This window comes from Tatumella sp. JGM130 (assembly GCF_018257525.1).
GTDB classification, from domain to species: domain Bacteria; phylum Pseudomonadota; class Gammaproteobacteria; order Enterobacterales; family Enterobacteriaceae; genus Tatumella; species Tatumella punctata.
The window spans coordinates 57063-80298 of sequence record NZ_JAERJS010000003.1 but is presented as its reverse complement, the minus strand read 5'-3'; the positions used below and the strand labels follow the sequence as shown (position 1 = coordinate 80298).

The following is a 23236-nucleotide window of genomic DNA, read 5'->3' as shown; positions in this document are numbered from 1 at the left end:
GTTACTGACAGACATCAATCCAGCGCGCATTAGTCAGTTCTGCCATACGCTGCGGTGAAATTCTGACGGCGCTGTGGGTGGCCCCGGCGGCAGGCATGACTTCATCAAATGCCTGCAACGAGACATCACAGTAGACAGTTAATGGGTTTTCCAGTCCGAAAGGACACACGCCCCCCACCGGATGGCCGGTGGCATTAATCACTTCGTCAACACTCAGCATGCGCGCTTTAGCACCGAGCGCATCTTTCAGTTTTTTATTATCCAGCCGAGCATCTCCGCGCATCACAATTAAGACGATATTCTGTTTTACTTTCAGCGACAGGGTTTTGGCTATCTGGCCGGCACTGACTCCGTGAACCTGTGCTGCCATATCGACGGTTGCGGTGCTTTCCGTGGCTTCAATCACCTCAATATCAGGGGCGTGTTCAGCAAAGAACGCCTGTACCGACTGCAGACTCATGTTTTTCTCCGGGAATTTTACAGTATTAAAAATTGCCATAAGCCGCTAACACTGTAAACGGTGACAGGAAAAATTCAGACCGAGGACAATAAAAAAAAGGATTTTTTATCCGGAAGGCGTAAAAAAACTGGAAAATGACAATAGTTAACATATGATAGTGAAAATCATTATCATTTGAGGACGGTTCAATGGAAGTTGCAATGCTGGCTTCAGGGTCGTTATGGATGTTCAGCTGGATGATGGGAAAACGGCTGGACAGCGGGTGGGGAATTTTACTGCCTTGTATTGCCTTACCGGTGTTTGCTCTATGGCAGCCGGGGTTTGATCAATGGCAAACGATTATGCTGGCTGCATTGTTACTTACACTGGTGATGCTGTTCCATCATCGTTTACGCCATTATTTACTGTTACCTTCCTGCCTGGTTTTATCCGGCGGTCTGGCGGCCATGATGGTAAATTTTCAACTGACATAGGCTGAATGATGAAAAAATAATTCAGGGAGCATCACTTGCAGAACAACCGCTAAAGGGGACTGTATTCAGAGACAAAGCACTAAGGAAGATTAATCACCGGAGAGAAATATGAAGACAACGTGGTGCGAAGAGAGGGACTTGAACCCTCACGTCCGTTAAGACACTAACACCTGAAGCTAGCGCGTCTACCAATTCCGCCACCTTCGCATACCGTCAACACAGCTAAACTGTATTGTCACCACGGAGGCGCATTTTAGAGATTTTCCACCCCGCGTCAACTGATATTTCGTTGGCGGGGGTGCATTTGCTGTAAAAACCGGCAGGAAGTTGCCGGGCAGTGAGCCGGCGTCAGCACCATTAACCGTAATCAGCGGTTACTTTGCCCGGCTGCCACGCCCGTAAACACTGCGGTAAACGCGGAAACGGCCGGTCTGGGCCAGTACTTCATGGTTGCCGAACGTTTCATCCAGTACCTGAGGGTAAGGTAAAAAGGCATTTGCCACGATCCGTAATTCGCCACCGGTATTCAGATGCCTGGCCGCACCCCGGATTAATGCGTTTGCGGCATCAAGGCTGGTTTGCAGTCCTTCATGAAACGGCGGGTTCGAAATAATCATATCGAAGCGACCGGTAACATCAGAAAAGACGTTGCTGGCAAAGACTTCCCCTTCCACGTCATTGGCGGCCAGGGTTAATTTGCTGGCCGCTAATGCTGCGGCATTAACATCGGTCAGCCAGAGACGGGCTTTCGGTGAATGTTTGGCCAGGGTCACGGATAGTACGCCTGCACCGCAGCCGACATCCAGTACTTTGCCTTTGGTATGGGCGCTGAGTGTGGACAGTAATAACGCACTGCCTGCATCCAGACCATCACGACTGAATACTCCGGGCAATGTGGTAATGGTCAGCCCATTGCTCTGGTAGTGGTTAATAAAACGGTCGGCATCGAATTCCGGCTGTTTTTCGAGGCGACCGTGATATAAGCCGCAACGGCGGGCGCTGTCTATTTTCGTGACCGCAGCCCAGGGAGCCAGCATGGCTTCGGCGCTGCGCACTCCGCTGCGGTTTTCACCGATGATAAAAATATCGCTGCCCACGGGTAGCAGGGATAACAGGTTTTGCAGCTGAAACTGGGCTTCCGGTTTGTTTTTTGGCCAGTAATACACCAGAGTGTCACAGCCGCTGACCATACGGGTATCAGCTACCAGGCTGAAACTGGCATCGTCACCCATCCGCGGGTGCAGATTTTGCCAGTGATGATATTGCTGGGTATGTACTTTGCGGGATGCGGTCAGTAACTGTGACGGCAGGTCGTCCTGCAGGTCCCCGGCAAATAAAACATGGCGGGTTTCGAACTCTTCACTGTGGCGCAGTATGACTTCACTCGCCGGTGTATACGCGGACATATTAACTCCTTATTCTTAAGCCCGGTGATTATAGTGGTTTGTTGGCGCATGTACGATGGGTTTGCTAGCATAGGCGCGTAATCTTCTTACCGGCGGACATCATTTATGGCAAACAGGCGTGACTGGCTGTTACAGCAGATGGGTATTACCCAGTACCGGCTCCATCACCCGAGGGCATTACAGGGAGAAGTCGCTGTGCGCTTATCCCCTGATACCCGGCTGGTGATCGTTACCGCCGACCCGCAGCCATCGGCGACGGGTTTTCTGCAGGATGTGCTTCGCAGCCTGGGGCTACGGCAACATCAGTCAGTGACGGTCAGCGAACGACAGTTATCGATGCTGCCGGAGCCATTGAACTGCCCGGTATGGCTGCTGGGGATTCCGGCGGACCGACAGTATGCAGCGGTACAATTAGCCACCCCCCCGCTGAGTGAACTTATTAATAACAGTGCGGCTAAACGCACCCTGTGGCAACAGATAACAACTTATGACAGTCATTTCTTCCCTCGCGCCTGAAGACCAGGTGCTGGCGCTGGCAATTGAGCAGCGCTGTCATGCTTTTCCCTGGTCGGCGGCAACCTTTGCCGGTAATCAGGGTGAACGCTACCTGAACTATCGTATCGATGCTGACGGTAAAATGGCCGGTTTTGCCATTACCCAGATCGTACTGGATGAAGCTTCATTGTTTAATATTGCGGTTGATCCTGACTTCCAGCGGCGTGGTTATGCGCGGCAATTGCTGGAACATCTGATCAATGAGTTAGCGGCCCGCGGTGTTCTGACCCTCTGGCTTGAAGTCAGAGAATCGAACCTGCCGGCGATAGCACTCTATGAACAGCTGGGCTTCAATCAGGTCTCACGCAGACCACGTTACTACCCGACAGCGACCGGCCGTGAGGATGCACTCCTGATGGCACTGGTACTGTAACCTGATTCTATTGCTGGCGGAGCCCCGATGCTGGATACACTGGATTGCATTATTTTTGATGCTGATGAAACCCTCTTTTCTTTTGACGCTTTTCACGGTTTACAGCAAGTGTTCACTGCCTGTGGTGCGGAATTTTCAGCTGAGGATTATGCTGAATATCAGGCCCTGAATAAGCCACTATGGGTTGATTACCAGGAAGGTAAAATTACTGCGGCACAATTACAGGTGCAGCGCTTTATCCCTCTGGCTGCACGACTGAATGTCAGACCGGAACAGCTGAATGATAGTTTTCTGCTGGCGATGGCCGATATCTGCAGGCCGTTACCCGGCGCAGAACAGTTGCTGGATAGCCTGAAAGGCAAAGTCCGGCTGGCGATTATTACCAACGGTTTTACCCGGTTACAGCAACTCAGGCTGGAGCGAACCGGCTTCAGTGATTACTTTGATGCACTGGTCATTTCCGAACAACTGGGGATTGCCAAACCTGATCGGGCTATTTTTGATTACACCCTGCAACAACTGGGAAATCCGCCCGCCGACAGAGTGCTGATGGTGGGAGATACCCCCGAGTCTGATATTCTCGGAGGGATTAATGCCGGTCTGAAAACCTGCTGGCTGGATCATGGCACCCGCAGCCTGCCTGCGACCCTGCGGCCTGACTGGCAGGTCAGGGATCTGGCGGCGCTGCAGGCGCTTCTGGCCGCCGGCTAACATACAGCCACTGTTTTGCGGCAGTGGCTGGTCAGGTGCAGATTACTGGTTTCAGTCAGCGCCGGCTGTCCGATAACCTGACCCGCCGGATATCACAGTACAGATAATGACGGCAGGATTAACGTGAAGCCCGTCGTCTTTTTTTGTTTTTCGCCGCACGCCGTGGTTTGCCGGCGGTTTTTTTTGCCGGCGGGTTGTCATCGTCTTCCGGCTCAGCCGCGACCGGCTGGCTGGCTGTGAGCAGGAATGGCGACTGCTGCCAGTGGCTGCGCCGGTTTCTGAGTAATGTCCGGCTGAGCACCAGCCCGATAGCCAGCGAAAGCAGCATCATCAGGCGCAGAATATTGGTGGTGTTATCAACCTGCCGTGACTCGGTGGCCAGTACATGAGTATCCAGCGTCATTCTCAGAAATCCCTGCGGACCATTTTTTCCCTCTACCGGTTGTACTATCTGGTGATTGAAATAACTGCCAGCCCGCTGGCCATCAAGTGCCAGACGGTCTCTTACCGGAATTGTTTCCCCACGATGGGCGATAAGTGCTCCGCTGGGATCGTAGACCGAAGCATCGAGTATCCTGCTGCCGGTAGTCAGTTGCTGTAAAACAGCATCAATCTGGTTTTGACGATTATTACTGTCACCCAGCAGAGGCTGCAGACTAAAAGCCACCTGCCGCGCCAGAGTATTAGCCAGTTCTTCAACTTGTGTTGACTGAACTTTCTGGCGATTCAGGCTAAACCATGAGGCCCCCTGCATCAGTAATACCAGCAAGGCCAGACAGGCAAGAGTGATCAGCGTGCGGTGCAGCGTAAACTTTATTTTCTGTTTTGCCATGGGCGGCGTGTCTCATTCCTGACGCGAATAATCGTAATGACTTATGGTTTATGTTGCCAGAATAGCCGCACTCGGGGTAGCCTCTTGCGTGGTTTTGTTGTCCCCTACAGGAGCTCTGATGCCAAACCGTCTTACCTGGTGTGATCTGCCTGCCGATGTTGCGCAATGGCCGGGTCTGCCTTTATCTCTCAGTGGCGATGAAGTTATGCCGCTGGATTACCGTGCCGGAAGCACTGGCTGGTTACTTTACGGACAGGGGCTGGATAAACAGCGTCTGACGGATTATCAGCACCGGCTGGGTGCTGCAATGGTTATTGTCAGTGGCTGGACCATTGATGATTTTCAGGTGATACGCCTTGCCGGCTCCCTGACGCCAAGAGCCAGTAAACTGGCCCATGAGTCTGGTCTGGATGTGGTGCCGCTGGGATCACTTCCGCACCTGAAAACCCCCGGTTTGCTGGTCATGGATATGGATTCGACTGCGATCGAGATCGAATGTATTGATGAAATTGCCAAACTGGCAGGCTGTGGTGAACAGGTGGCTGAAGTCACAGAGCGGGCAATGCGCGGCGAGCTGGACTTCGAAGCCAGTCTGCGGCAGAGGGTTGCCGCTCTGAAAGGCGCTGATGCAACCATCCTGAAACAGGTCCGTGATGAATTGCCCTTTATGGCGGGTTTGCGTTCGATGGTGGCTGAATTACAGTCTTATGGCTGGAAAGTCGCCATTGCTTCCGGGGGATTCACTTTTTTTGCCGATTATCTGCGTGACCAGCTGGACCTGGTGGCAGTGGCCGCCAATGAACTGGAAATTTTTGATGGTCGCCTGACCGGCAATGTAACCGGCCCGGTTGTCGATGCTAAATATAAAGCGGTAACTCTGGAAAAACTGGCCACGCGCTTTGATATACCTAAGCAGCAGACTGTGGCTATCGGTGACGGTGCTAACGATTTACTGATGATGAAGGCTGCCGGGCTGGGGATTGCTTACCATGCCAAACCGAAGGTTAATGAGAAAGCCAGTGTCACTATCCATAATGCCTCTCTGACCGGAGTACTCTGTATTCTGAGCGGTGGCCTGATCCGTGAACATTAATAAGCTGAGGAGTTGTTTTGGCCAAAGCGGCGAAACGTGCATACGTTTGTAATGAATGCGGTGCTGATTACCCGCGCTGGCAGGGGCAATGCAGTGCCTGTCAGGCCTGGAACAGTATTACCGAAGTCCGCATCGCTTCCACGCCTGCGGCTGCCCGTAATGAGCGGTTATCCGGTTATGCAGGCAGTGCCGGGGTATCGAAGGTTCAGAAACTTTCAGAAATCAGTCTGGAAGCGTTGCCCCGTTTTTCGACCGGATTTAAAGAGTTCGACCGCGTACTGGGCGGCGGAGTGGTACCAGGCAGTGCAATTCTGATAGGCGGTAATCCGGGCGCGGGTAAATCAACCCTGTTACTGCAGACGCTCTGTAAGCTGGGACAACAGATGAAAACCCTGTATGTGACCGGTGAAGAGTCGTTACAGCAGGTCGCTATGCGGGCACATCGGTTAGGTTTACCGACCGATAATCTGAATATGCTGTCGGAAACCAGCATTGAACAAATTTGTCAGATCGCCGCAGAGGAAAAACCCCGCCTGATGGTGATTGACTCCATCCAGGTTATGCATATGGCTGATATCCAGTCATCACCCGGCAGTGTATCTCAGGTGCGTGAAACGGCGGCATTTCTGACACGTTTCGCCAAGATGCATGATGTGGCGATTATTATGGTCGGGCATGTCACTAAAGACGGGTCACTGGCCGGGCCAAAAGTCCTGGAGCACTGTATCGATTGTTCCGTCTTACTGGATGGTGATGCGGACTCCCGTTTCCGTACGCTGCGCAGCCATAAAAACCGTTTCGGTGCGGTTAATGAGCTGGGGGTCTTCGCCATGACCGAACAGGGAATGCGTGAAGTCAGCAATCCGTCAGCGATTTTCCTGTCACGCGGTGATGAAGTGACGTCGGGCAGTTCGGTGGTGGTGGTCTGGGAAGGTACCCGGCCATTGCTGGTGGAGATTCAGGCGCTGGTGGATCATTCGATGATGGGTAATCCGCGCAGGGTAGCTGTCGGGCTGGAACAAAACCGGTTAGCTATTCTGTTGGCAGTGCTGCATCGCCACGGTGGTTTGCAGATGGCAGACCAGGATGTATTTGTTAACGTGGTTGGGGGCGTAAAAGTCACCGAAACCAGTGCAGACCTGGCACTCTTGCTGGCAATGGTATCCAGTCTGCGTGACCGGCCACTGCCTCAGGACCTGGTGATCTTTGGTGAGGTCGGTCTGGCCGGAGAAATCCGCCCTGTGCCCAGTGGTCAGGAGCGTATTTCTGAGGCGGCAAAACATGGGTTTCGTCGTGCTATTGTTCCGTCAGCCAATGCCCCGAAAAAAAAACCGGCAGGTATGACGGTATATACCGTGAAAAAACTGGCTGATGCGCTGGATATATTAGAAGATCTGGCGTAGTAGCTGATTCAGCACAGTGTCCGGGGCGTGTTTCCGGTCACTGTCCTTTATGACCGGCAGCCCCGCAGAGTCAGCGCCCGGGCTGTTATCCGGCAGATGACCAGAGGCTACTGATGTCGACTTATGACTATCTGAAAAAGGCAATTCGTCAGCAAGGACATACCCTGCAGCAGGTTGCTGATGCTTGTGATATGACCAAGGGTTACCTGAGTCAGTTGATTAATGCCAAAATTAACAGCCCCAGTGCCCGCAAACTGGAAGCCCTGCACCGGTTTCTCGGGCTGGAGTTCCCGCGCAGGGAAAAAACCGTCGGGGTAGTGTTTGGTAAGTTTTACCCTTTGCATACCGGACATATTTACCTGATCCAGCGTGCCTGCAGCCAGGTCGATGAACTGCATATTATTATGGGTCATGATGATCCGCGCGATCGTCTGCTGTTTGAAAACAGCGCTATGTCTGAACAGCCGACGACCAGTGACCGCCTGCGCTGGCTGTTACAGACCTTCAAATATCAGAAAAATATTCGTATTCACTCATTTAACGAAGAGGGCATGGAGCCTTATCCTCATGGCTGGGATGTCTGGAGCCAGGGGATGAAGCATTTCCTGGCAGAACATAATATTACACCTGACAAGGTGTATACCAGCGAAGCGGCCGATGCTCCGATGTTTGAGAAGCACCTCGCCATCCGCGCGGTACTGGTCGATCCGGATCGCTCATTTATGAATATCAGCGGTAAACAAATCCGTCAGGATCCGTTCCGTTACTGGGAATATATACCGACTGAAGTTAAACCCTTTTTTGTGCGCAAGGTGGCCTTACTGGGCGGTGAGTCAAGCGGGAAATCCACCCTGGTAAACAAGCTGGCGAATATTTTTAATACCACCAGTGCCTGGGAATATGGCCGTGATTATGTGTTTTCTCATCTCGGGGGCGATGAAATAGCACTGCAATATTCTGATTACGATAAAATTGCCCTCGGCCAGGCGCAGTATATTGATTTTGCAGTAAAGTATGCCAATAAAGTCGCCTTTATTGATACGGATTTTGTGACTACTCAGGCTTTCTGTGTGAAATATGAAGGCCGTGAACATCCGTTTGTGCAGGCGATGATCGATGAATACCGGTTCGATCTGGTGATTGTGCTGGAGAATAATGTGCCCTGGGTAGCCGACGGGCTGCGTAGCCTGGGGAGTTCTGTCGACCGGCGTGAATTCCAGACGATGTTGCTGGAGATGCTGGAAGAGAACGATATCCGTTATATCCGGGTAAAAGAAGACGACTATGATTCGCGTTTTCTGCGTTGTATCGAACTGGTAACACATATGCTGGAACATCCGGCAGAGCAGCCGGCAGACAGGGCCTGATACTCGCGTTATGGCTGACTATCACAAGGCCTCCCCGGCAGGGAGGCCTTGTGATTCAGGCGTCAGATTACTTAGTCATACGCTTGTATTTGATACGCTTTGGTTCCAGGGCTTCAGCGCCGAGGGTGCGTTTTTTGTACTCTTCATATTCGGTAAAGTTACCTTCGAAGAATGCGACGTTACCCTCATCCTGGTAGTCGAGGATATGGGTGGCAATTCGGTCAAGAAACCAGCGGTCATGGGAAATGACCATTGCGCAGCCGGGGAACTCCAGCAGGGCATTTTCCAGGGCGCGCAGTGTTTCCACGTCCAGGTCATTGGTCGGTTCATCCAGTAATAACAGGTTACCGCCGACCTGCAGCAGCTTCGCCAGGTGTAAACGCCCGCGTTCACCGCCGGATAATTCACCGACTCGTTTCCCCTGGTCAGTGCCTTTGAAATTGAAACGGCCGACGTAGGCACGGCTTGGCATTTCAAAGTTACCAATTTTCATGATGTCCTGGCCGCCTGAAACTTCTTCCCACACGGTTTTGCTGTTGTCCATGGCATCACGGAACTGGTCAACGGACGCCAGTTTAACGGTTTCACCCAGTTCAATGCTGCCTGAGTCTGGCTGTTCCTGACCTGATAACATGCGGAACAGGGTTGATTTACCCGCGCCGTTGGCACCGATAATTCCGACGATAGCCCCTTTAGGGACGGAGAAGCTTAAATCATCGATCAGTAAGCGATCGCCGTAACTTTTCGTCAGATGGGAAACTTCCACGACTTTATCGCCCAGACGTGCTCCCGGCGGGATAAACAGTTCACTGGTTTCGTTACGTTTCTGGTACTCAACACTGTTCAGTTCATCAAAACGCGCCAGTCGGGCTTTACCTTTAGACTGGCGTCCTTTGGCGCCCTGGCGTACCCATTCCAGCTCTTTTTCGATCGATTTACGGCGGGCAGCTTCAGAAGACGCTTCCTGTGCCAGGCGTTGATCTTTTTGTTCCAGCCAGGATGAGTAGTTACCTTCCCATGGAATACCTTCACCGCGGTCAAGCTCGAGGATCCACCCGGCAACATTATCAAGGAAGTAACGGTCGTGGGTGATAGCCACAACAGTCCCTTCGAAATCGTGCAGGAAGCGCTCCAGCCATGCAACGGACTCGGCATCCAGGTGGTTCGTCGGTTCGTCGAGCAGCAGCATGTCAGGTTTCTCTAACAGCAGACGACATAAGGCCACACGGCGGCGTTCGCCTCCGGACAGTGTGCCAATTCTGGCATCCCAGTCTGGCAGACGCAGTGCATCCGCAGCACGTTCTAAATGGGTGTTCAGATTATGGCCGTCATGCGCCTGGATAATTTCTTCCAGCCGTCCCTGTTCTGCCGCCAGTTTATCAAAATCAGCTTCAGGCTCTGCGTACAATGCATAGACTTCATCCAGACGCTTCAGAGCACCGACGACTTCAGACATGGCTTCTTCGACGGATTCACGGACACTGTGTTCCGGGTTCAGCTGAGGCTCCTGGGGAAGATAGCCAATTTTCAGGCCCGGCTGAGGACGGGCTTCACCTTCAATATCAGTATCGATACCGGCCATGATGCGCAGCAGGGTGGATTTACCGGCACCGTTAAGTCCCAGAACACCGATTTTTGCGCCCGGGAAAAAACTCAGGGAGATGTTCTTCAGAATATGCCGTTTTGGCGGGACAACCTTGCCCACGCGATGCATGCTGTAAACGAATTGAGCCACGAGAATGAGCCTCTTTTAATGCGTATTGATCATAATAATTCAGGGGAGGAGTGTAGCCTGTTTCTGCCTATAATCACAGACACCCCGCCGGATGTTGGCCCGGAAAACTGCCCGGCTTTCCGGGCAGGGCCGTGAACCGGCATTGGCAGCGGTTAGCCTGTTGCGGGAGGGATATTGCCTGACGCCGTACGTCGGGACGGTTTTCTGCCGGGCAAACTGATGATGACCAGACAGAGAATAATGAATCCGATACCGGCCCAGCCAGTTACCGGCAACCGTTCGCCGACCAGTGTGACCGCCAGCAATGCTGCCACCACCGGTTCTGTCAGCGTCAGGGTGGTGGCGGTACTGGCTTTGATACGCGCCAGTCCGTAACCATAGCAAAGGTAGCCAATAAACATGGGGACCAGTGCCATGTAAAGGGCAACACAGGTATTGGTGACTGAAGCCAGCAACGGAGCCCCGCTAAGCAACAGCACAGGGATCAACAGTAAACCACCGGCACCAAAGGTCGATCCCATTGCCGCACTGGCACTGACACCGTTATTCATCATCCGTCGTGCAGACCAGGAATACAGTGCATAAGTCAGCCCGGCAAGCAGGCCGAGCAGGATACCGGCCGCTGTTTGCAGACTGTCACCCGCAGCAGCGGCATTGCCTTCGGCAATACATAACAGCACTATCCCTGCGACACCGGTCACTGCACCGGTGAGCCACTGCCGGCTGAGGGAATGACCGTCAAACCAGTATTCAATCAGTGCCGAGAGTAGCGGGGCAGAGCCGATGGAAATCACCGTGCCCGCGGCGACACCGGCATAATGCATGGCAGCATAGAATGCCAGCGGATAGACAGCCACAGCCAGGGCACCGGCCAACAGAAAATTGCGGTTTGCAGCCATTTCTTTGCGTCCGGCGAGGATCGTCGGCAGGGCCAGCAGTGCCTGCAACAGGCCGCCACTGCCCATAGCGACTGAACCAATCGCCAGCGGACTGACACCGGTGGCAAAGGTGGCTGCGGTACCAGTGGTGCCCCATAAGATAGCGGCAATAAGGACAGCGATAATGCCTGACACAGGGTGTGGTTTGCTGTGGCTCACAGGGCCTCCGTCAGTATTCTGGCCATTTCAGCAGCCTGCTGAACATAGTGGCTGTTACCTTCCAGTCCGGCCCGTGAGATACTTCCCTCCAGCAAAAATGACAGGTGGCGAGCCAGTAAATCACTGCGCTGATGGTCGGGCGTTAACTGGCTGAGATGTTGCTTAAGAATATCTTCCACTTGCTGCTTATGTCTGCTGATTGCCTGACGTCCCGCGGATCCGGTCGGCAATTCGGCTGCGGCATTCAGTAAGCCACAGCCACGAAAGGCGTGTTCATAGTCAAACCCGGCATGATCTGCATAGGCGCTGAAAACCGCCATGACTCCTTCCTGAGGCGAGATGATCTCTGCGGCTCTGCGCTGGTAAAGATCCAGCCATTGCTGGTGACGGGCAGTGATATAAGCCTCTATCAGTGCGTCTTTCGAACTAAAATTGTTATACAGGCTTTTTTTCGCTACCCCGGCCCGTTTTACCAGCGCATCAATGCCGGTGGCGGTAATGCCGTAGTTATAGAACAGTACCTGTGCAGCCTTAAGTAATTTATCGCTGGCGGAGGATATATTGTCCGGAGTCATGTGATTATTGATTCGCTATAGTGAAGTAGGTAGACCAGTATACCTATCCGTGATGTGCAGATCGATGCTGACGGGAAAGTGTTTTCCGCCGGACGGGGAGAGACGGCCTTTAAGTCAAGCTGAGTAAATTTTTTACAGATCATAGTCAGTGAGCATTTAACCCGCTAGCATGGACAGTGGCGGGCGATATATTTACCGGCAGCAGGCGATAAGAGGAGAAACGAGTGATTAGGTGGAAGCATTGGGTATTGGGTATCTGTCTGACAGGGGTTGCCGGGTTGAGTCAGGCTGACTCATTAGACCAGCAACGTCAGCGCTATCAGCAAATTAAACAGGCCTGGGATAACAACCAAATGGATGTGGTGGCGCAAATGATGCCATCTCTGAAAGACTATCCTTTGTATCCTTACCTTGAGTATCGTCTGTTGTCTCAGGATCTTAATCAGGAAACCTCGCTGGCCATCTCTGATTTTGTGAAAAAATACCCGACACTACCGTCATCCTACAGCCTGAAAAACCGTTTTATTAATGAACTGGCGAGACGTCAGGACTGGCAGGGATTACTCAGTTTTAGTCCTGCCCGGCCAGCACCGGTACAGGCGCAATGTAACTGGTACTATGCAAACTGGGCGACAGGTAAACAGCAACTGGCCTGGGAAGGCGCCAAAAAATTATGGCTGACAGGGACTAACCTGCCAGCAAGTTGTGACGCATTATTTTCGGCCTGGCAGTCCTCAGCACAGTTCAGCCCCACGGCGGTATTACAGCGGGTCGTTCTGGCATTTAACGCTGATAATAATGGCCTGCTACGGCATCTGCTTACCATGCTACCGCCGGATTATACTACGCTGAGCAGTGCGCTGGATGCGTTACAGAAAACCCCGCAGGCGGTCAGCAGTTTCGCCAGTGCCGTATCACCGGACGATTTCAGCCGACAGATCACCCTGATCGCTTTCAACCGTCTGGCGAGGCAGGATGCAGAAAATGCCCGCGGACTTATTCCGTCGCTGGTTTCTGCGCAAAAAATGTCCGGCGCGCAGGCTCAGATGATGAAAGAAGCCGTAGCCTGGCAGTTTATGGGGGCAGATATTACCTCTGAACAGATGCGCTGGCGTGATGCGGTGGTTATGGACAGTGACTCGACGGCACTGATCGAACGACGGGTCCGTCAGGCAATTTCTGACAATGATCACCGCGGACTGAATACCTGGATTGCCCGGTTACCGGTGGAAGCCAAACAGAAAGATGAGTGGCAATACTGGCAGGCCTGCCTGCTGCTGGAGCAGGGCCACAAACAGCAGGCTGATCAGATCCTCCGTACTCTGATGACACAACGTGGTTTTTATCCGATGGTGGCAGCCCAGAAGCTGGGCGTACCTTATAAGCTGACCATTGACCCGGCACCGGCACCAGTGGCCGGTTTGTCTCAGGGGGCGGAAATTGCCAGGGTCAGGGAGCTTATGTACTGGGGGATGGACAATCTGGCCCGCAGCGAATGGGCAAATCTGATTCACAGCAAACCGCAGCTTCAGCAGAGGATGCTGGCCCGCTATGCCAGCGAACAGCAGTGGTGGGACTTAAGTGTACAGGCGACAATCACTGCTAAAATGTGGGACAGCCTGAAAGAACGCTTTCCTCTGGCGTGGCAGCAATATTACCAGCAGTATTCGGCTGGGAAAGCTATCCCGGTAAGTTATGCGATGGCCATTTCCCGGCAGGAAAGTGCCTGGAACCCGAAAATACGCTCCCCGGTCGGTGCCAGTGGTCTGATGCAGGTAATGCCTGCAACCGCAGCCCATACAGTAAAAATGTTTCCTGTCAGCGGTTATAACAACAGCAGCCAGTTATTGGATCCGCTGATGAATATCCAGATCGGCATGCAGTACCTTGATTATGTCTATCGTCAGTTTGATCAGAACCGTATTTACTCCTCTGCGGCTTATAATGCCGGCCCGGCCAGGGTACGTAAGTGGCAGGCGATCAGTGGCGGTAAACTGGATGTTGTCGGATTTATCGAAACTATCCCCTTTGCAGAAACCCGTAACTATGTGAAGAACGTGCTGGCATATGATGCTTATTATCGTTATTTCATGGGACAGCCGGATCAGGTGTTACAGGATGCAGAGTGGAAGAGCCGCTATTGAGTATGCTATGCTTCCGTACTCATCAATGAGTACGGAAGCCATCTATGTTGCCCTCTGTCAATGCAGAAGAAAATTTTGAATTTAACTGGTCACGTTTCGTGAATTTAATGAAACAGGCAGTGGAGGATCAGCAGACGGAAACATTATTACAATTAATGATGACGCCGGATGAACGTGAGGCCCTGGCGACCCGCCTGAGGATTATTGAAGAACTGATGCGCGGGGAGATCAGTCAGCGACAGTTAAAAGACCAGCTGGGGGTGGGCATCGCGACCATCACTCGTGGCTCTAACAGTCTGAAAGAGTCTCCGGCGGCATTCAGACAATGGCTGGAATCTCAGTTGTCTCTGAATACTGATCAGCGGTAGTAAGGGTGCTGTAGCGGACATAACGCCAGTAACAGTGCCTGATGATAAACCGAAGTGCGGGTCAGACGACCTTCGGTTAATACGCCGAGAGCCCCCCCTTTATGTTTAATATTTTCAATACCGGTCAGCTCCGCCATTATTTCCCCCAGTTCTCTGCCGTGCTGAAGTTGTTCTGATACGGCGGGCGGCAGCAAAAAGCTGGCAGAACGGGATTCTCCCCGCTGGCTGGTATTCTCTATAACTATCCATGCAAAAGCATGTGCTCCGTCGATGCCGGCTTCTATTGCAACCCAGAAGTCGGCATCCGGCTGACGGTTACGGGCATTGGCAACCCGTTGGCGGGCTCCGGTCAGGGTTTCTGTATCGCTGATGGGCTGAGCACGTACACCGCTGTCGGTGTCAGCCGCAGAAATCTGACACTGATTGACACCAAAGACATCTTCAAAAGCCTGTAAGATAGCACTGATTTTTGCGGGGTTGCTGGTAGCGACGACAACGTGGTACATAATAGTCAATTCACTCAGGTCGGTGGGATACGCCGGCCCAGTATAATGGATAGATAATATGCTACAAGTCTTTCTGGTTCGTCATGGTGAAACCCTGTGGAATACGGAACGTCGCCTTCAGGGGCAAAGTGATAGTCCGTTAACTGCACAGGGAGAGTTGCAGGCAAAGCAGGTGGGAGAACGCCTCAAGTCTTATGGGATCACGCATATTATCAGCAGTGATTTAGGCAGGACTCTTCAGACCGCCAACATTATTGCACAGTACTGTTGTTGTCCGGTGTCGACCGACAGCCGTTTACGGGAGCTGGATATGGGTGTCCTGGAAACCCGGCAACTGAGAGAGTTGAGTGCAGAAGAAGAGGGCTGGCGTAAGTCGCTGGTGGATGGTAGTGAAGAAGGGCAGATTCCGGGGGGCGAAACCATGTTTGCGCTGGCCGATCGTATGCAACAGGCTCTGGATGCCTGCCGGGAATTACCTGCGGGCAGCAGGCCTTTACTGGTCAGTCATGGAATGGCTCTGGGGGTATTAATCAGTACGCTGCTGGGCTTACCCGCGTGGGCGGAACGGCGTTTACGTCTGCGAAACTGTTCTTTGTCACGGGTCGATTATCAGAACAGTGAGTGGCTGGCGAATGGCTGGGTGGTGGAAACTGCCGGTGATGTTGCGCATCTGACCGCAGATGCTCTGGATGAACTGCAACGCCAGGTATAATTTCCCTGTTCCCGCAGAGGGGCTCAGGGAAATTATAAACGGGTCAGGCAGCCCGTCGGCTTTCGTTACGGATAGGGATCAGATATTCGCAGGTCAGCTCGGCGGTATTTTCTTTGGTGAGTTTACCGCCTGGCGTATAAAAACGTTCGATATCCTGACCGGCACGCCGTGTCAGACCGAGAGTCGGCATACAGGTGCTGTACAGGACCAGAATAAAGTCCTGCAGCTGTTCCTTCGGCCCTTTATAGCTGAACTGCACATAATCTCCGCCTTCGAGAATAATCTTCTGCGCTGACTGAAGGCTATCTCCGGCATCGTTCTCAGCAACCGCAGTGGTGTACAGGATGTCCTGCTCATCTTCTTTATCGGCGCTGGTACGTACCTGATGCAGACCATACAGAATCTGTGGTGCTGAGTCCGTATCATGCAGAAACTGACGCCAGAAATGGCTGCGCATCTCTGCCCGGTAAACCGAAATCTGCTCCAGCGTACAGCTGTAGTTTTGCGTCTGTCCCATCAGCGTTGTTTCCGGCAAGCTGATAAAGACCGGTTGCGGCATAGAAAACTCGCCCATACGAATAGGCGGCCGCAGGCCGTAAGAGTTCCAGTCAGATGCGCGGCGGTAACCGGCAGGCGTCTGATTAAATTGTTTCTTAAACGCGCGGGTAAATGTCTGCTGAGAATCAAACCGGTATTGCAGAGCAATGTCCAGGATTGGACGACTGGTAAGTCTCAGAGCGACAGCTGCTTTGGATAAACGCCTGGCGCGGATATAAGCCCCGATAGCATGACCTGTAACGTTTTTAAACATCCGCTGCAAATGCCATTTGGAGTAACCGGCTTTGAACGCAACATTATCCAGAGATAAAGGTTGGTCCAGGTGGCTCTCCAGCCAGACAAGCAAATCGCGAATGATACCAGCTTGGTCCATATTACATCCTCACAGTCCTGGTTGGCACAATTGAACAGTCATTATTTATAAATATAAGAATAGCATTTAATGCAAAAATAACCGGAAAGTTACAACTGTATCGTTTCCGGTTGTTACAATAATTCCATGCGACTAAGGAATACTTGAAGCTATCAATAATAACCTTATATTGATTATTCAGTAATCACCTAATAAGCGGTAACTTAATGAAAATCAAAAAACTACAGTATTTTATTAATAAACTTGCAGCCGCAGGCTGCGTATTCTTTACGCTTTCGGGGGGAGTACATGCCGAAGAGATAGGCTCTGTAGATACGGTTTTTAAATTTTTAGGCCCCGATCATAAGATTGTAATCGAAGCCTTTGATGATCCGGATGTTAAAAATGTTACATGTTATATCAGCAGAGCAAAAACGGGCGGTATAAAAGGCGGATTAGGGCTGGCGGAAGATACGGCTGATGCGGCGATTTCCTGCCAGCAGGTCGGGCCGGTAACTGTGCCGGATAACCTGAAACCGGGTGAAGCCAGTGTGGTATTTAAAAAGCGTACTTCTCTGATATTTAAGAAGCTTCAGGTCGTTCGTTTTTACGATAAAACCCGTAATACTCTGGTATATCTGAGCTATTCAGACAAGCTGGTGGACGGCTCACCAAAAAATGCGATAAGTGCGGTACCCATAATGCCGTGGCATTAATTATCTGGCACAAAATGCAAAAAAAGCCCGCCGGTCATGGAGACCGACGGGCTGTATTATAACAGTCCGCAGGGAAAGTTAGTGGTTTTCTAACTCACCACAAAAACGGTAGCCTTCACCATGAATGGTGGCAATAATTTCCGGTGTATCGCTGTTGGACTCAAAATGCTTACGAATACGGCGGATAGTGACATCCACAGTACGGTCATGAGGTTTCAGGTCTCTGCCAGTCATCTTTTTCAGTAAGTCTGCCCGGGTCTGGATTTTGCCCGGGTTTTCACAGAAATGCAGCATGGCACGAAATTCACTGCGTGGCAGTTTATACTGTTCACCCTGCGGGCTGACCAGCGAACGGCTGTTAATATCCAGAGTCCAGCCATTAAACTGATAGTTTTCGACGTGCTTACGCTCTTCGCTGCTGGCGGCCAGATTCATGGTCCGTGACAGCAGGTTACGGGCACGGATAGTCAGTTCCCGTGGGTTAAAAGGCTTGGTGATATAGTCATCGGCACCAATTTCCAGGCCGAGGATTTTATCGACTTCATTATCGCGGCCAGTCAGGAACATCAGGGCAACACTGGCTTGCTCACGTAATTCACGTGCCAGTAACAGGCCATTTTTACCTGGCAGATTGATATCCATAATCACCAGGTTGACATCATTGTCAGTCAATAACTGATGCATTTCAGCACCATCGGAGGCTTCGAATACAACGTATCCTTCAGCTTCGAAAATACTTTTAAGGGTATTTCGGGTTACTAGCTCGTCTTCGACGATAAGAATTTGCGGGGTCTGCATGGTTTGCTACCTAAAATTTGCCATCAAAATTGATACAAGGCATACAGTGCTGATGTCTGAGATATCGGTTGACGTATAATGAGTCTGCATTGCCAATTTACGACGTTTTGTTCTTGATGCATCACAGATTATGTCACTGACGGATTCAGCGTAACTACAGCCGGTCTGTATGCGCCTAAACTGGAATTTATGCGTTTTATCCTAACCCCTTTAACAGCGGGCTAACAGCACCAACAACATTCAGGAAGCAAATAAAAACGCTTCGTTGACTTATATCAAAACTGAGTGTAGCACGTTAACACTTGTGTGAAAAATATCTCTTTTTTATTCCTGTCAGAGGACAAATCGCTAAATTATTCCCTATTAGTTGTTATATGGCCGTACACCGCAGACTGTGTTTTATAGATAACTGCATGTAGTATAAGAAGAAAGTTAATTGTTCAGGTAATTAATAGCTATTCCTGACCTGCTCCCGTGGAGCGTAACCGGTTAAAATCCCGAAAGAAATCGGGGAGTTTTGCCATGGGTTTACCTGATTTTACGCATTTTTAAGGTGATGAGATGTCATTCCCGATTATTTTAGTTTCTCCGGCGCGCGCCGAAAATGTTGGCGCGGCGGCCCGTGCTATGAAAACGATGGGATTCAGTGAGCTGAGAATCGTCAATAGTACTGTCTGGCAGGATCCTGCGGCTTATCGGGTTGCTCATGGTGCGACCGACATTCTGGATAATGTGCAGCAATTTGCTGATTTAGCGTCGGCACTGGCAGATGTTGACTTCTCCGTTGCCACCACGGCCCGCAGCCGGGCTCGTTACCATTATTATGCGACGCCGCAACAGGCTGAATCCCTGCTAAAAGAAAAACAGCAATGGCTGAACAGACTCGCGCTGGTGTTTGGCTGTGAAGAAAGCGGTCTGACTAACGAAGAACTGGCGCTGGTGGATGTGCTGACAGGGATCCCTATGGCAGTTGAATATCCGTCACTGAATCTTGGTCAGGCGGTAATGGTGTTTTGTTATCAGTTTTCTTCACTAATGCAGGTGCAGGCAAACGTCGTAAAAAGTGCAGATCCACAGCAACTCAGTGCACTGCGCCAGAGAACGCACCAGTTACTGGAAAAGCTGTCGGTCAGTGATGATGTAAAAATGGCTGACTGGCTGGATCAACGGCTGGGACTCCTTGAACAACGGGACAGCGCAATGTTGCACCGTCTGTTACATGATATTGAAAAAAAACTGGCAGAGTGATCTGCTGTTAAACCCGCACATTTCAGTGTCTGATTTTGGTTTAAGCGGCGCTTATTGCCGGGATATGGGGATGCTGGCGGTTATTTCAGTATCAATGCGTATCTGTTTTTTCAGGAGTGTAATGATAAATATATTGACTTATCAGGCGCTTTGTTTTACTTCTGAAAGCAGACAGATTAAATACAAGACAGACAGTTAATAAATGCGAATCCACAGCCTGAACATTACAATTATTACCACCATCACCATTACCACAGGTAACGGTGCGGGCTGACGCATAACAGGAAAAAACGAAAAAGCCCGCTCCCTTATCAGGTGCGGGCTTTTTTTTCGGCATAAATTCAGGAGTTATTGAACCATGCGCGTGTTGAAATTTGGCGGAACATCGGTCGCAAATGCAGAGCGTTTTCTGCGTGTTGTCGACATACTGGAAAATAATGCACGACAGGAACAGGTTGCGACTGTCCTCTCAGCCCCGGCAAAAATTACCAATCATTTAGTTGCCTTAATCGAAAAAAACATTTCAGGTCAGGATGCATCCGCTAACCTGGACGATGCCCGTCAGATTTTCGACCAGTTGCTGAGTGGCCTTGCAGCAGCACAGCCAGGGTTTGATACTGCGGCAATGACAGCCTGTGTTGACAGTGAATTCAAACGTTTACAGCAAGTTATTCTCGGTATTAATTTACTCGGTCAGTGCCCGGACAGTGTAAATGCATCCGTTATCTGTACCGGTGAAAAACTCTCGATTGCGATTATGCAGGCGCTGTTACAAGCCAGAGGGCACCGGGTGACGGTCATCGACCCGGTAGAGAAGCTGCTGGCGATCGGCGGATATCTGGAATCGACAGTCGATATTACCGAATCGACCCGGCGGATCAGTGCCAGCCAGATTCCGCCCCAAAACTACATCCTGATGGCGGGTTTTACCGCAGGTAATGAACAGGGTGAATTAGTGGCACTGGGACGTAATGGTTCTGACTATTCTGCGGCGGTGCTGGCCGCCTGTTTACGTGCGGACTGTTGTGAAATCTGGACCGATGTGGACGGTGTTTATACCTGCGATCCGCGTCAGGTCCCTGATGCACGGTTACTGAAATCTATGTCTTATCAGGAAGCGATGGAGCTTTCTTATTTTGGCGCCAAAGTCCTCCATCCACGGACGATTACCCCGATTGCACGGTTCCAAATCCCCTGCCTGATTAAGAACACCGCCAATCCGTCAGCACCCGGCACTCTGATTTCTGCAGGGCAGGGAGATGACTCAGCACCGGTGAAAGGCATCACTAACCTGAATAATATGGCGATGTTTAATGTCTCCGGCCCCGGCATGAAAGGTATGGTCGGTATGGCTGCCCGGGTCTTTGCCGTAATGTCACGCAAAGGCATCTCGGTGGTGTTAATTACCCAGTCTTCTTCTGAATACAGTATCAGCTTCTGCGTTCCTCAGAGTGAGGCTCTCTCTACCCGCCGTGCGCTGGAAGAGGAGTTTTATCTGGAACTGAAAGATGGCCTGCTGGACCCGCTGGAAGTGATCGAAAAGCTGGCGATTATCTCGGTAGTGGGTGACGGTATGCGTACACAGCGCGGTATTTCGGCCAAATTCTTCTCAGCTCTGGCACGGGCGAATATTAATATTATCGCCATTGCCCAGGGCTCGTCAGAACGCTCCATTTCGGTGGTGGTCAGTAACCAGGAAGCGACAACCGGTGTGCGGGTGGTTCATCAGATGCTGTTTGCGACCGATCAGGTGATCGAAGTATTTGTGGTTGGTACCGGGGGAGTCGGCAGCGCATTACTCGACCAGCTGCACCGCCAGCAGGCATGGCTGAAGAAGAAGCATATTGACCTGCGGGTGTGTGGTATTGCCAATTCACGGGCATTACTGACCAATGTTCACGGAATCGGGCTTGATCACTGGCAGGATCAGCTGTCCGAAGCGACGGATGTTTTTTCCCTGGACCATCTGACCCGGCTAGTGAAAGAGTACCACTTACTCAATCCGGTTATTGTTGACTGTACTTCCAGCCAGGCTCTGGCCGATCAGTATGCGGATTTTCTGCGCGAAGGTTTTCATGTCGTTACGCCAAATAAGAAAGCGAATACGTCTTCTATGGCATATTACCGGCAGATCCGTTCTGAGGCGGAGAAAGCACGGCGTAAGTTCCTGTATGACACCAATGTAGGTGCCGGGTTGCCGGTCATTGAGAACCTGCAAAATCTGTTAAATGCCGGTGATGAGCTAATTAAGTTTAATGGCATTCTGTCCGGCTCATTGTCCTGTATTTTTGGCATGCTGGATGACGGTGTTTCGTTATCTGAAGCGACGGCCAGGGCACGCCAGCTGGGCTTTACCGAACCTGATCCCCGCGATGACCTGTCGGGGATGGATGTAGCGCGTAAGCTGCTTATTCTGGCGCGGGAAGCCGGTATGAGCCTGGAATTAAGCGATATCAGTATCGAAGCGGTTTTACCGAAAGAACTGACAGAACTGGCAGATACTGATGAGTTTATGCGCCGCCTGCCGGAACTGGATGAGGCATTTTCTGTACGGGCTGCTAAAGCGCGTGAAGAAGGTAAGGTATTACGTTTTGTTGGCGCGATTGATGAACAGGGCCAGTGCAGTGTAAACATTGCCGCCGTCGACAGTAATGACCCGTTATTTAAAGTGAAAAATGGTGAGAACGCACTGGCCTTTTACAGCCGCTATTATCAGCCAATTCCGCTGGTACTCAGAGGCTATGGTGCCGGTAACGATGTAACGGCAGCCGGGGTGTTTGCAGATTTATTGAGAACTCTGACATGGAAGCTGGGAGTCTGATTATGGTAAAAGTTTATGCACCTGCCTCTATCGGCAATGTGAGTGTCGGGTTTGATGTGCTGGGGGCCGCAGTGTCACCGGCCGACGGAACTCTGCTGGGGGATTGTGTCACCGTAGAAGCGGCAGAAACCTTCAGTCTGGAGAATCGTGGTCGTTTTGTCTCAAAACTGCCGGCAGATCCAAAAGAGAATATAGTCTATCAGTGCTGGCAGCGTTTTTGTCAGGAAGTTGGCCGCGATATTCCGGTCAGAATGGTACTGGAAAAAAACATGCCCATCGGCTCAGGGCTGGGATCCAGTGCCTGTTCAGTTGTCGCCGGGCTGATGGCAATGAATGAATTCTGTCATAAGCCGCTGGATGACGACCGGTTACTGGCGCTGATGGGTGAACTGGAAGGGCGGGTTTCCGGCAGCGTGCACTTCGATAACGTGGCTCCCTGTTTTTTAGGCGGTCTCCAGCTAATGCTGGAAGCCCATGGTATTACCTGTCAACCGGTACCGGGGTTTGATGAATGGTATTGGGTGATGGCCTACCCGGGAATTAAAGTTTCCACCGCAGAAGCCAGGGCTATTCTGCCTGCCACCTACAGTAAAGCAGACTGTATAACCCATGGCCGAATGCTGTCAGGATTTATTCATGCCTGCCACACCCGTCAGCCATTGCTGGCGGCCAGTCTGATGAAAGATGTTATTGCTGAACCGTACCGTACCGGACTGCTGCCGGGGTTTGCCGAAGCGCGACAGGCTGTGACCGGACTCGGGGCTCTGGCCTGTGGTATTTCCGGTTCCGGACCGACACTGTTTGCCGTCTGTGACACGCCGGAAGTGGCTGAGCAGACCCGGGCATGGTTACAGCAGCACTATCTGCAGAACGATGAAGGCTTCGTACATATTTGCCGTCTTGATACGACGGGCGCACGTAAACTGGGGTAAG

At 51.5% G+C, this 23236-nt stretch carries 24 protein-coding genes, 1 tRNA gene and 1 other annotated feature; of the genes, 15 read left to right on the top strand and 10 right to left on the bottom strand.

The window, feature by feature from the left end; genetic code table 11:
- Nucleotide 1 precedes the first annotated feature (1 nt).
- Nucleotides 2-460: a YbaK/EbsC family protein gene (locus JK211_RS02225; RefSeq protein ID WP_212707044.1), complete on the bottom strand. Its 459-nt coding sequence runs from the start codon at nt 458-460 to the stop codon at nt 2-4.
- Nucleotides 461-648: 188 nt separating this feature from the next.
- Here JK211_RS02225 and JK211_RS02220 point away from each other — a divergent pair, with 188 nt between their 5' ends.
- Nucleotides 649-933, top strand: a complete 285-nt coding sequence (locus tag JK211_RS02220; RefSeq protein ID WP_212707043.1) for a DUF1435 domain-containing protein — start codon at nt 649-651, stop codon at nt 931-933.
- Between the two features lie 120 nt (nt 934-1053).
- On the opposite strand, the gene JK211_RS02215 is transcribed toward JK211_RS02220, so the two are convergent.
- Nucleotides 1054-1140: transfer RNA gene (locus JK211_RS02215), tRNA-Leu, on the bottom strand.
- 167 nt (nt 1141-1307) lie between these two features.
- Complete coding sequence (gene rsmC / locus JK211_RS02210) at nt 1308-2339, bottom strand: 16S rRNA (guanine(1207)-N(2))-methyltransferase RsmC (RefSeq protein WP_212707042.1); 1032 nt, start codon at nt 2337-2339, stop codon at nt 1308-1310.
- 105 nt (nt 2340-2444) lie between these two features.
- Between rsmC and JK211_RS02205 the strand changes: the two genes are divergently transcribed.
- The 3 genes from JK211_RS02205 to yjjG are packed head-to-tail and all read left to right on the top strand — an operon-like array spanning nt 2445 to nt 3978.
- Nucleotides 2445-2855 (top strand): DNA polymerase III subunit psi, encoded by a 411-nt coding sequence (locus JK211_RS02205; protein WP_212707041.1) that lies wholly within the window; start codon nt 2445-2447, stop codon nt 2853-2855.
- Nucleotides 2827-3267, top strand: a complete 441-nt coding sequence (rimI, locus tag JK211_RS02200; RefSeq protein ID WP_212707040.1) for a ribosomal protein S18-alanine N-acetyltransferase — start codon at nt 2827-2829, stop codon at nt 3265-3267. The genes JK211_RS02205 and rimI overlap by 29 nt, the downstream gene beginning before the upstream one ends.
- Before the next feature lie 27 nt (nt 3268-3294).
- Nucleotides 3295-3978, top strand: coding sequence for a pyrimidine 5'-nucleotidase (gene yjjG / locus JK211_RS02195; protein WP_212707039.1), 684 nt, complete (start codon nt 3295-3297; stop codon nt 3976-3978).
- Between the two features lie 118 nt (nt 3979-4096).
- Here the strand turns inward: yjjG and JK211_RS02190 are convergent, their stop codons facing one another.
- A complete protein-coding gene (locus JK211_RS02190) occupies nt 4097-4810 on the bottom strand; it encodes a YtjB family periplasmic protein (RefSeq protein WP_212707038.1) in 714 nt (237 codons plus the stop codon).
- A 118-nt stretch (nt 4811-4928) separates the two neighbouring features.
- Here JK211_RS02190 and serB point away from each other — a divergent pair, with 118 nt between their 5' ends.
- The 3 genes from serB to nadR all read left to right on the top strand — a co-directional run bounded on the left by serB (nt 4929) and on the right by nadR (nt 8673).
- Nucleotides 4929-5903, top strand: a complete 975-nt coding sequence (gene serB, locus JK211_RS02185; RefSeq protein WP_212707037.1) for a phosphoserine phosphatase — start codon at nt 4929-4931, stop codon at nt 5901-5903.
- A 17-nt stretch (nt 5904-5920) separates the two neighbouring features.
- Nucleotides 5921-7306, top strand: a complete 1386-nt coding sequence (radA, locus tag JK211_RS02180; RefSeq protein WP_212707036.1) for a DNA repair protein RadA — start codon at nt 5921-5923, stop codon at nt 7304-7306.
- 113 nt (nt 7307-7419) lie between these two features.
- Nucleotides 7420-8673 (top strand): multifunctional transcriptional regulator/nicotinamide-nucleotide adenylyltransferase/ribosylnicotinamide kinase NadR, encoded by a 1254-nt coding sequence (gene nadR / locus JK211_RS02175; protein ID WP_212707035.1) that lies wholly within the window; start codon nt 7420-7422, stop codon nt 8671-8673.
- Nucleotides 8674-8740: 67 nt separating this feature from the next.
- On the opposite strand, the gene ettA is transcribed toward nadR, so the two are convergent.
- From ettA to JK211_RS02160, 3 genes are all read right to left on the bottom strand, one after another.
- A complete protein-coding gene (ettA, locus tag JK211_RS02170; RefSeq protein WP_212707034.1) occupies nt 8741-10408 on the bottom strand; it encodes an energy-dependent translational throttle protein EttA in 1668 nt (555 codons plus the stop codon).
- A 152-nt stretch (nt 10409-10560) separates the two neighbouring features.
- Complete coding sequence (locus tag JK211_RS02165; protein WP_349290184.1) at nt 10561-11505, bottom strand: EamA family transporter; 945 nt, start codon at nt 11503-11505, stop codon at nt 10561-10563.
- The gene (locus tag JK211_RS02160) at nt 11502-12080 is read right to left on the bottom strand and encodes a TetR/AcrR family transcriptional regulator (protein WP_212707033.1); all 579 of its coding nucleotides are present in this window, start codon (nt 12078-12080) and stop codon (nt 11502-11504) included. Before JK211_RS02160 ends, JK211_RS02165 begins: the two co-directional genes overlap by 4 nt.
- 224 nt (nt 12081-12304) lie before the next feature.
- On the opposite strand from JK211_RS02160, the gene sltY reads away from it, so the two are divergent.
- Together sltY and trpR are read left to right on the top strand one after the other, a co-directional pair.
- Nucleotides 12305-14224 carry a murein transglycosylase gene (sltY, locus tag JK211_RS02155; RefSeq protein WP_212707032.1) on the top strand — a complete coding sequence of 640 codons (1920 nt, stop codon included), beginning with the start codon at nt 12305-12307 and terminating at the stop codon, nt 14222-14224.
- A gap of 44 nt (nt 14225-14268) precedes the next feature.
- A complete protein-coding gene (trpR, locus tag JK211_RS02150) occupies nt 14269-14592 on the top strand; it encodes a trp operon repressor (RefSeq protein WP_212707031.1) in 324 nt (107 codons plus the stop codon).
- Here trpR and yjjX read toward each other — a convergent pair.
- The gene (yjjX, locus tag JK211_RS02145; RefSeq protein ID WP_212707030.1) at nt 14583-15098 is read right to left on the bottom strand and encodes an inosine/xanthosine triphosphatase; all 516 of its coding nucleotides are present in this window, start codon (nt 15096-15098) and stop codon (nt 14583-14585) included. The two genes, trpR and yjjX, sit on opposite strands and share 10 nt — an antisense overlap.
- Before the next feature lie 58 nt (nt 15099-15156).
- Between yjjX and gpmB the strand changes: the two genes are divergently transcribed.
- A complete protein-coding gene (gpmB, locus tag JK211_RS02140) occupies nt 15157-15810 on the top strand; it encodes a 2,3-diphosphoglycerate-dependent phosphoglycerate mutase GpmB (RefSeq protein WP_212707029.1) in 654 nt (217 codons plus the stop codon).
- A 43-nt stretch (nt 15811-15853) separates the two neighbouring features.
- Here gpmB and robA read toward each other — a convergent pair whose 3' ends face one another.
- Nucleotides 15854-16741, bottom strand: coding sequence for an MDR efflux pump AcrAB transcriptional activator RobA (gene robA, locus JK211_RS02135; protein ID WP_212707028.1), 888 nt, complete (start codon nt 16739-16741; stop codon nt 15854-15856).
- Nucleotides 16742-16947: 206 nt separating this feature from the next.
- Between robA and creA the strand changes: the two genes are divergently transcribed.
- Entirely contained in the window at nt 16948-17436 is a 489-nt protein-coding gene (gene creA, locus JK211_RS02130) for a protein CreA (protein WP_212707027.1), read from the top strand.
- Between the two features lie 78 nt (nt 17437-17514).
- Here creA and arcA read toward each other — a convergent pair whose 3' ends face one another.
- Complete coding sequence (gene arcA, locus JK211_RS02125; RefSeq protein ID WP_212707026.1) at nt 17515-18234, bottom strand: two-component system response regulator ArcA; 720 nt, start codon at nt 18232-18234, stop codon at nt 17515-17517.
- 561 nt (nt 18235-18795) lie between these two features.
- Here arcA and JK211_RS02120 point away from each other — a divergent pair.
- From JK211_RS02120 to thrB, 4 genes are all read left to right on the top strand, one after another.
- Nucleotides 18796-19482 carry a tRNA/rRNA methyltransferase gene (locus JK211_RS02120; protein ID WP_212707025.1) on the top strand — a complete coding sequence of 229 codons (687 nt, stop codon included), beginning with the start codon at nt 18796-18798 and terminating at the stop codon, nt 19480-19482.
- Between the two features lie 202 nt (nt 19483-19684).
- Entirely contained in the window at nt 19685-19756 is a 72-nt protein-coding gene (thrL, locus tag JK211_RS17040) for a thr operon leader peptide (RefSeq protein WP_212707129.1), read from the top strand.
- Nucleotides 19692-19814: a sequence feature (Thr leader region), on the top strand. (Overlaps the previous gene by 65 nt.)
- Before the next feature lie 26 nt (nt 19815-19840).
- Entirely contained in the window at nt 19841-22303 is a 2463-nt protein-coding gene (thrA, locus tag JK211_RS02110) for a bifunctional aspartate kinase/homoserine dehydrogenase I (RefSeq protein WP_212707024.1), read from the top strand.
- A gap of 2 nt (nt 22304-22305) precedes the next feature.
- Nucleotides 22306-23235, top strand: a complete 930-nt coding sequence (gene thrB, locus JK211_RS02105; RefSeq protein ID WP_212707023.1) for a homoserine kinase — start codon at nt 22306-22308, stop codon at nt 23233-23235.
- The last annotated feature ends 1 nt before the right edge of the window (nt 23236 follow it).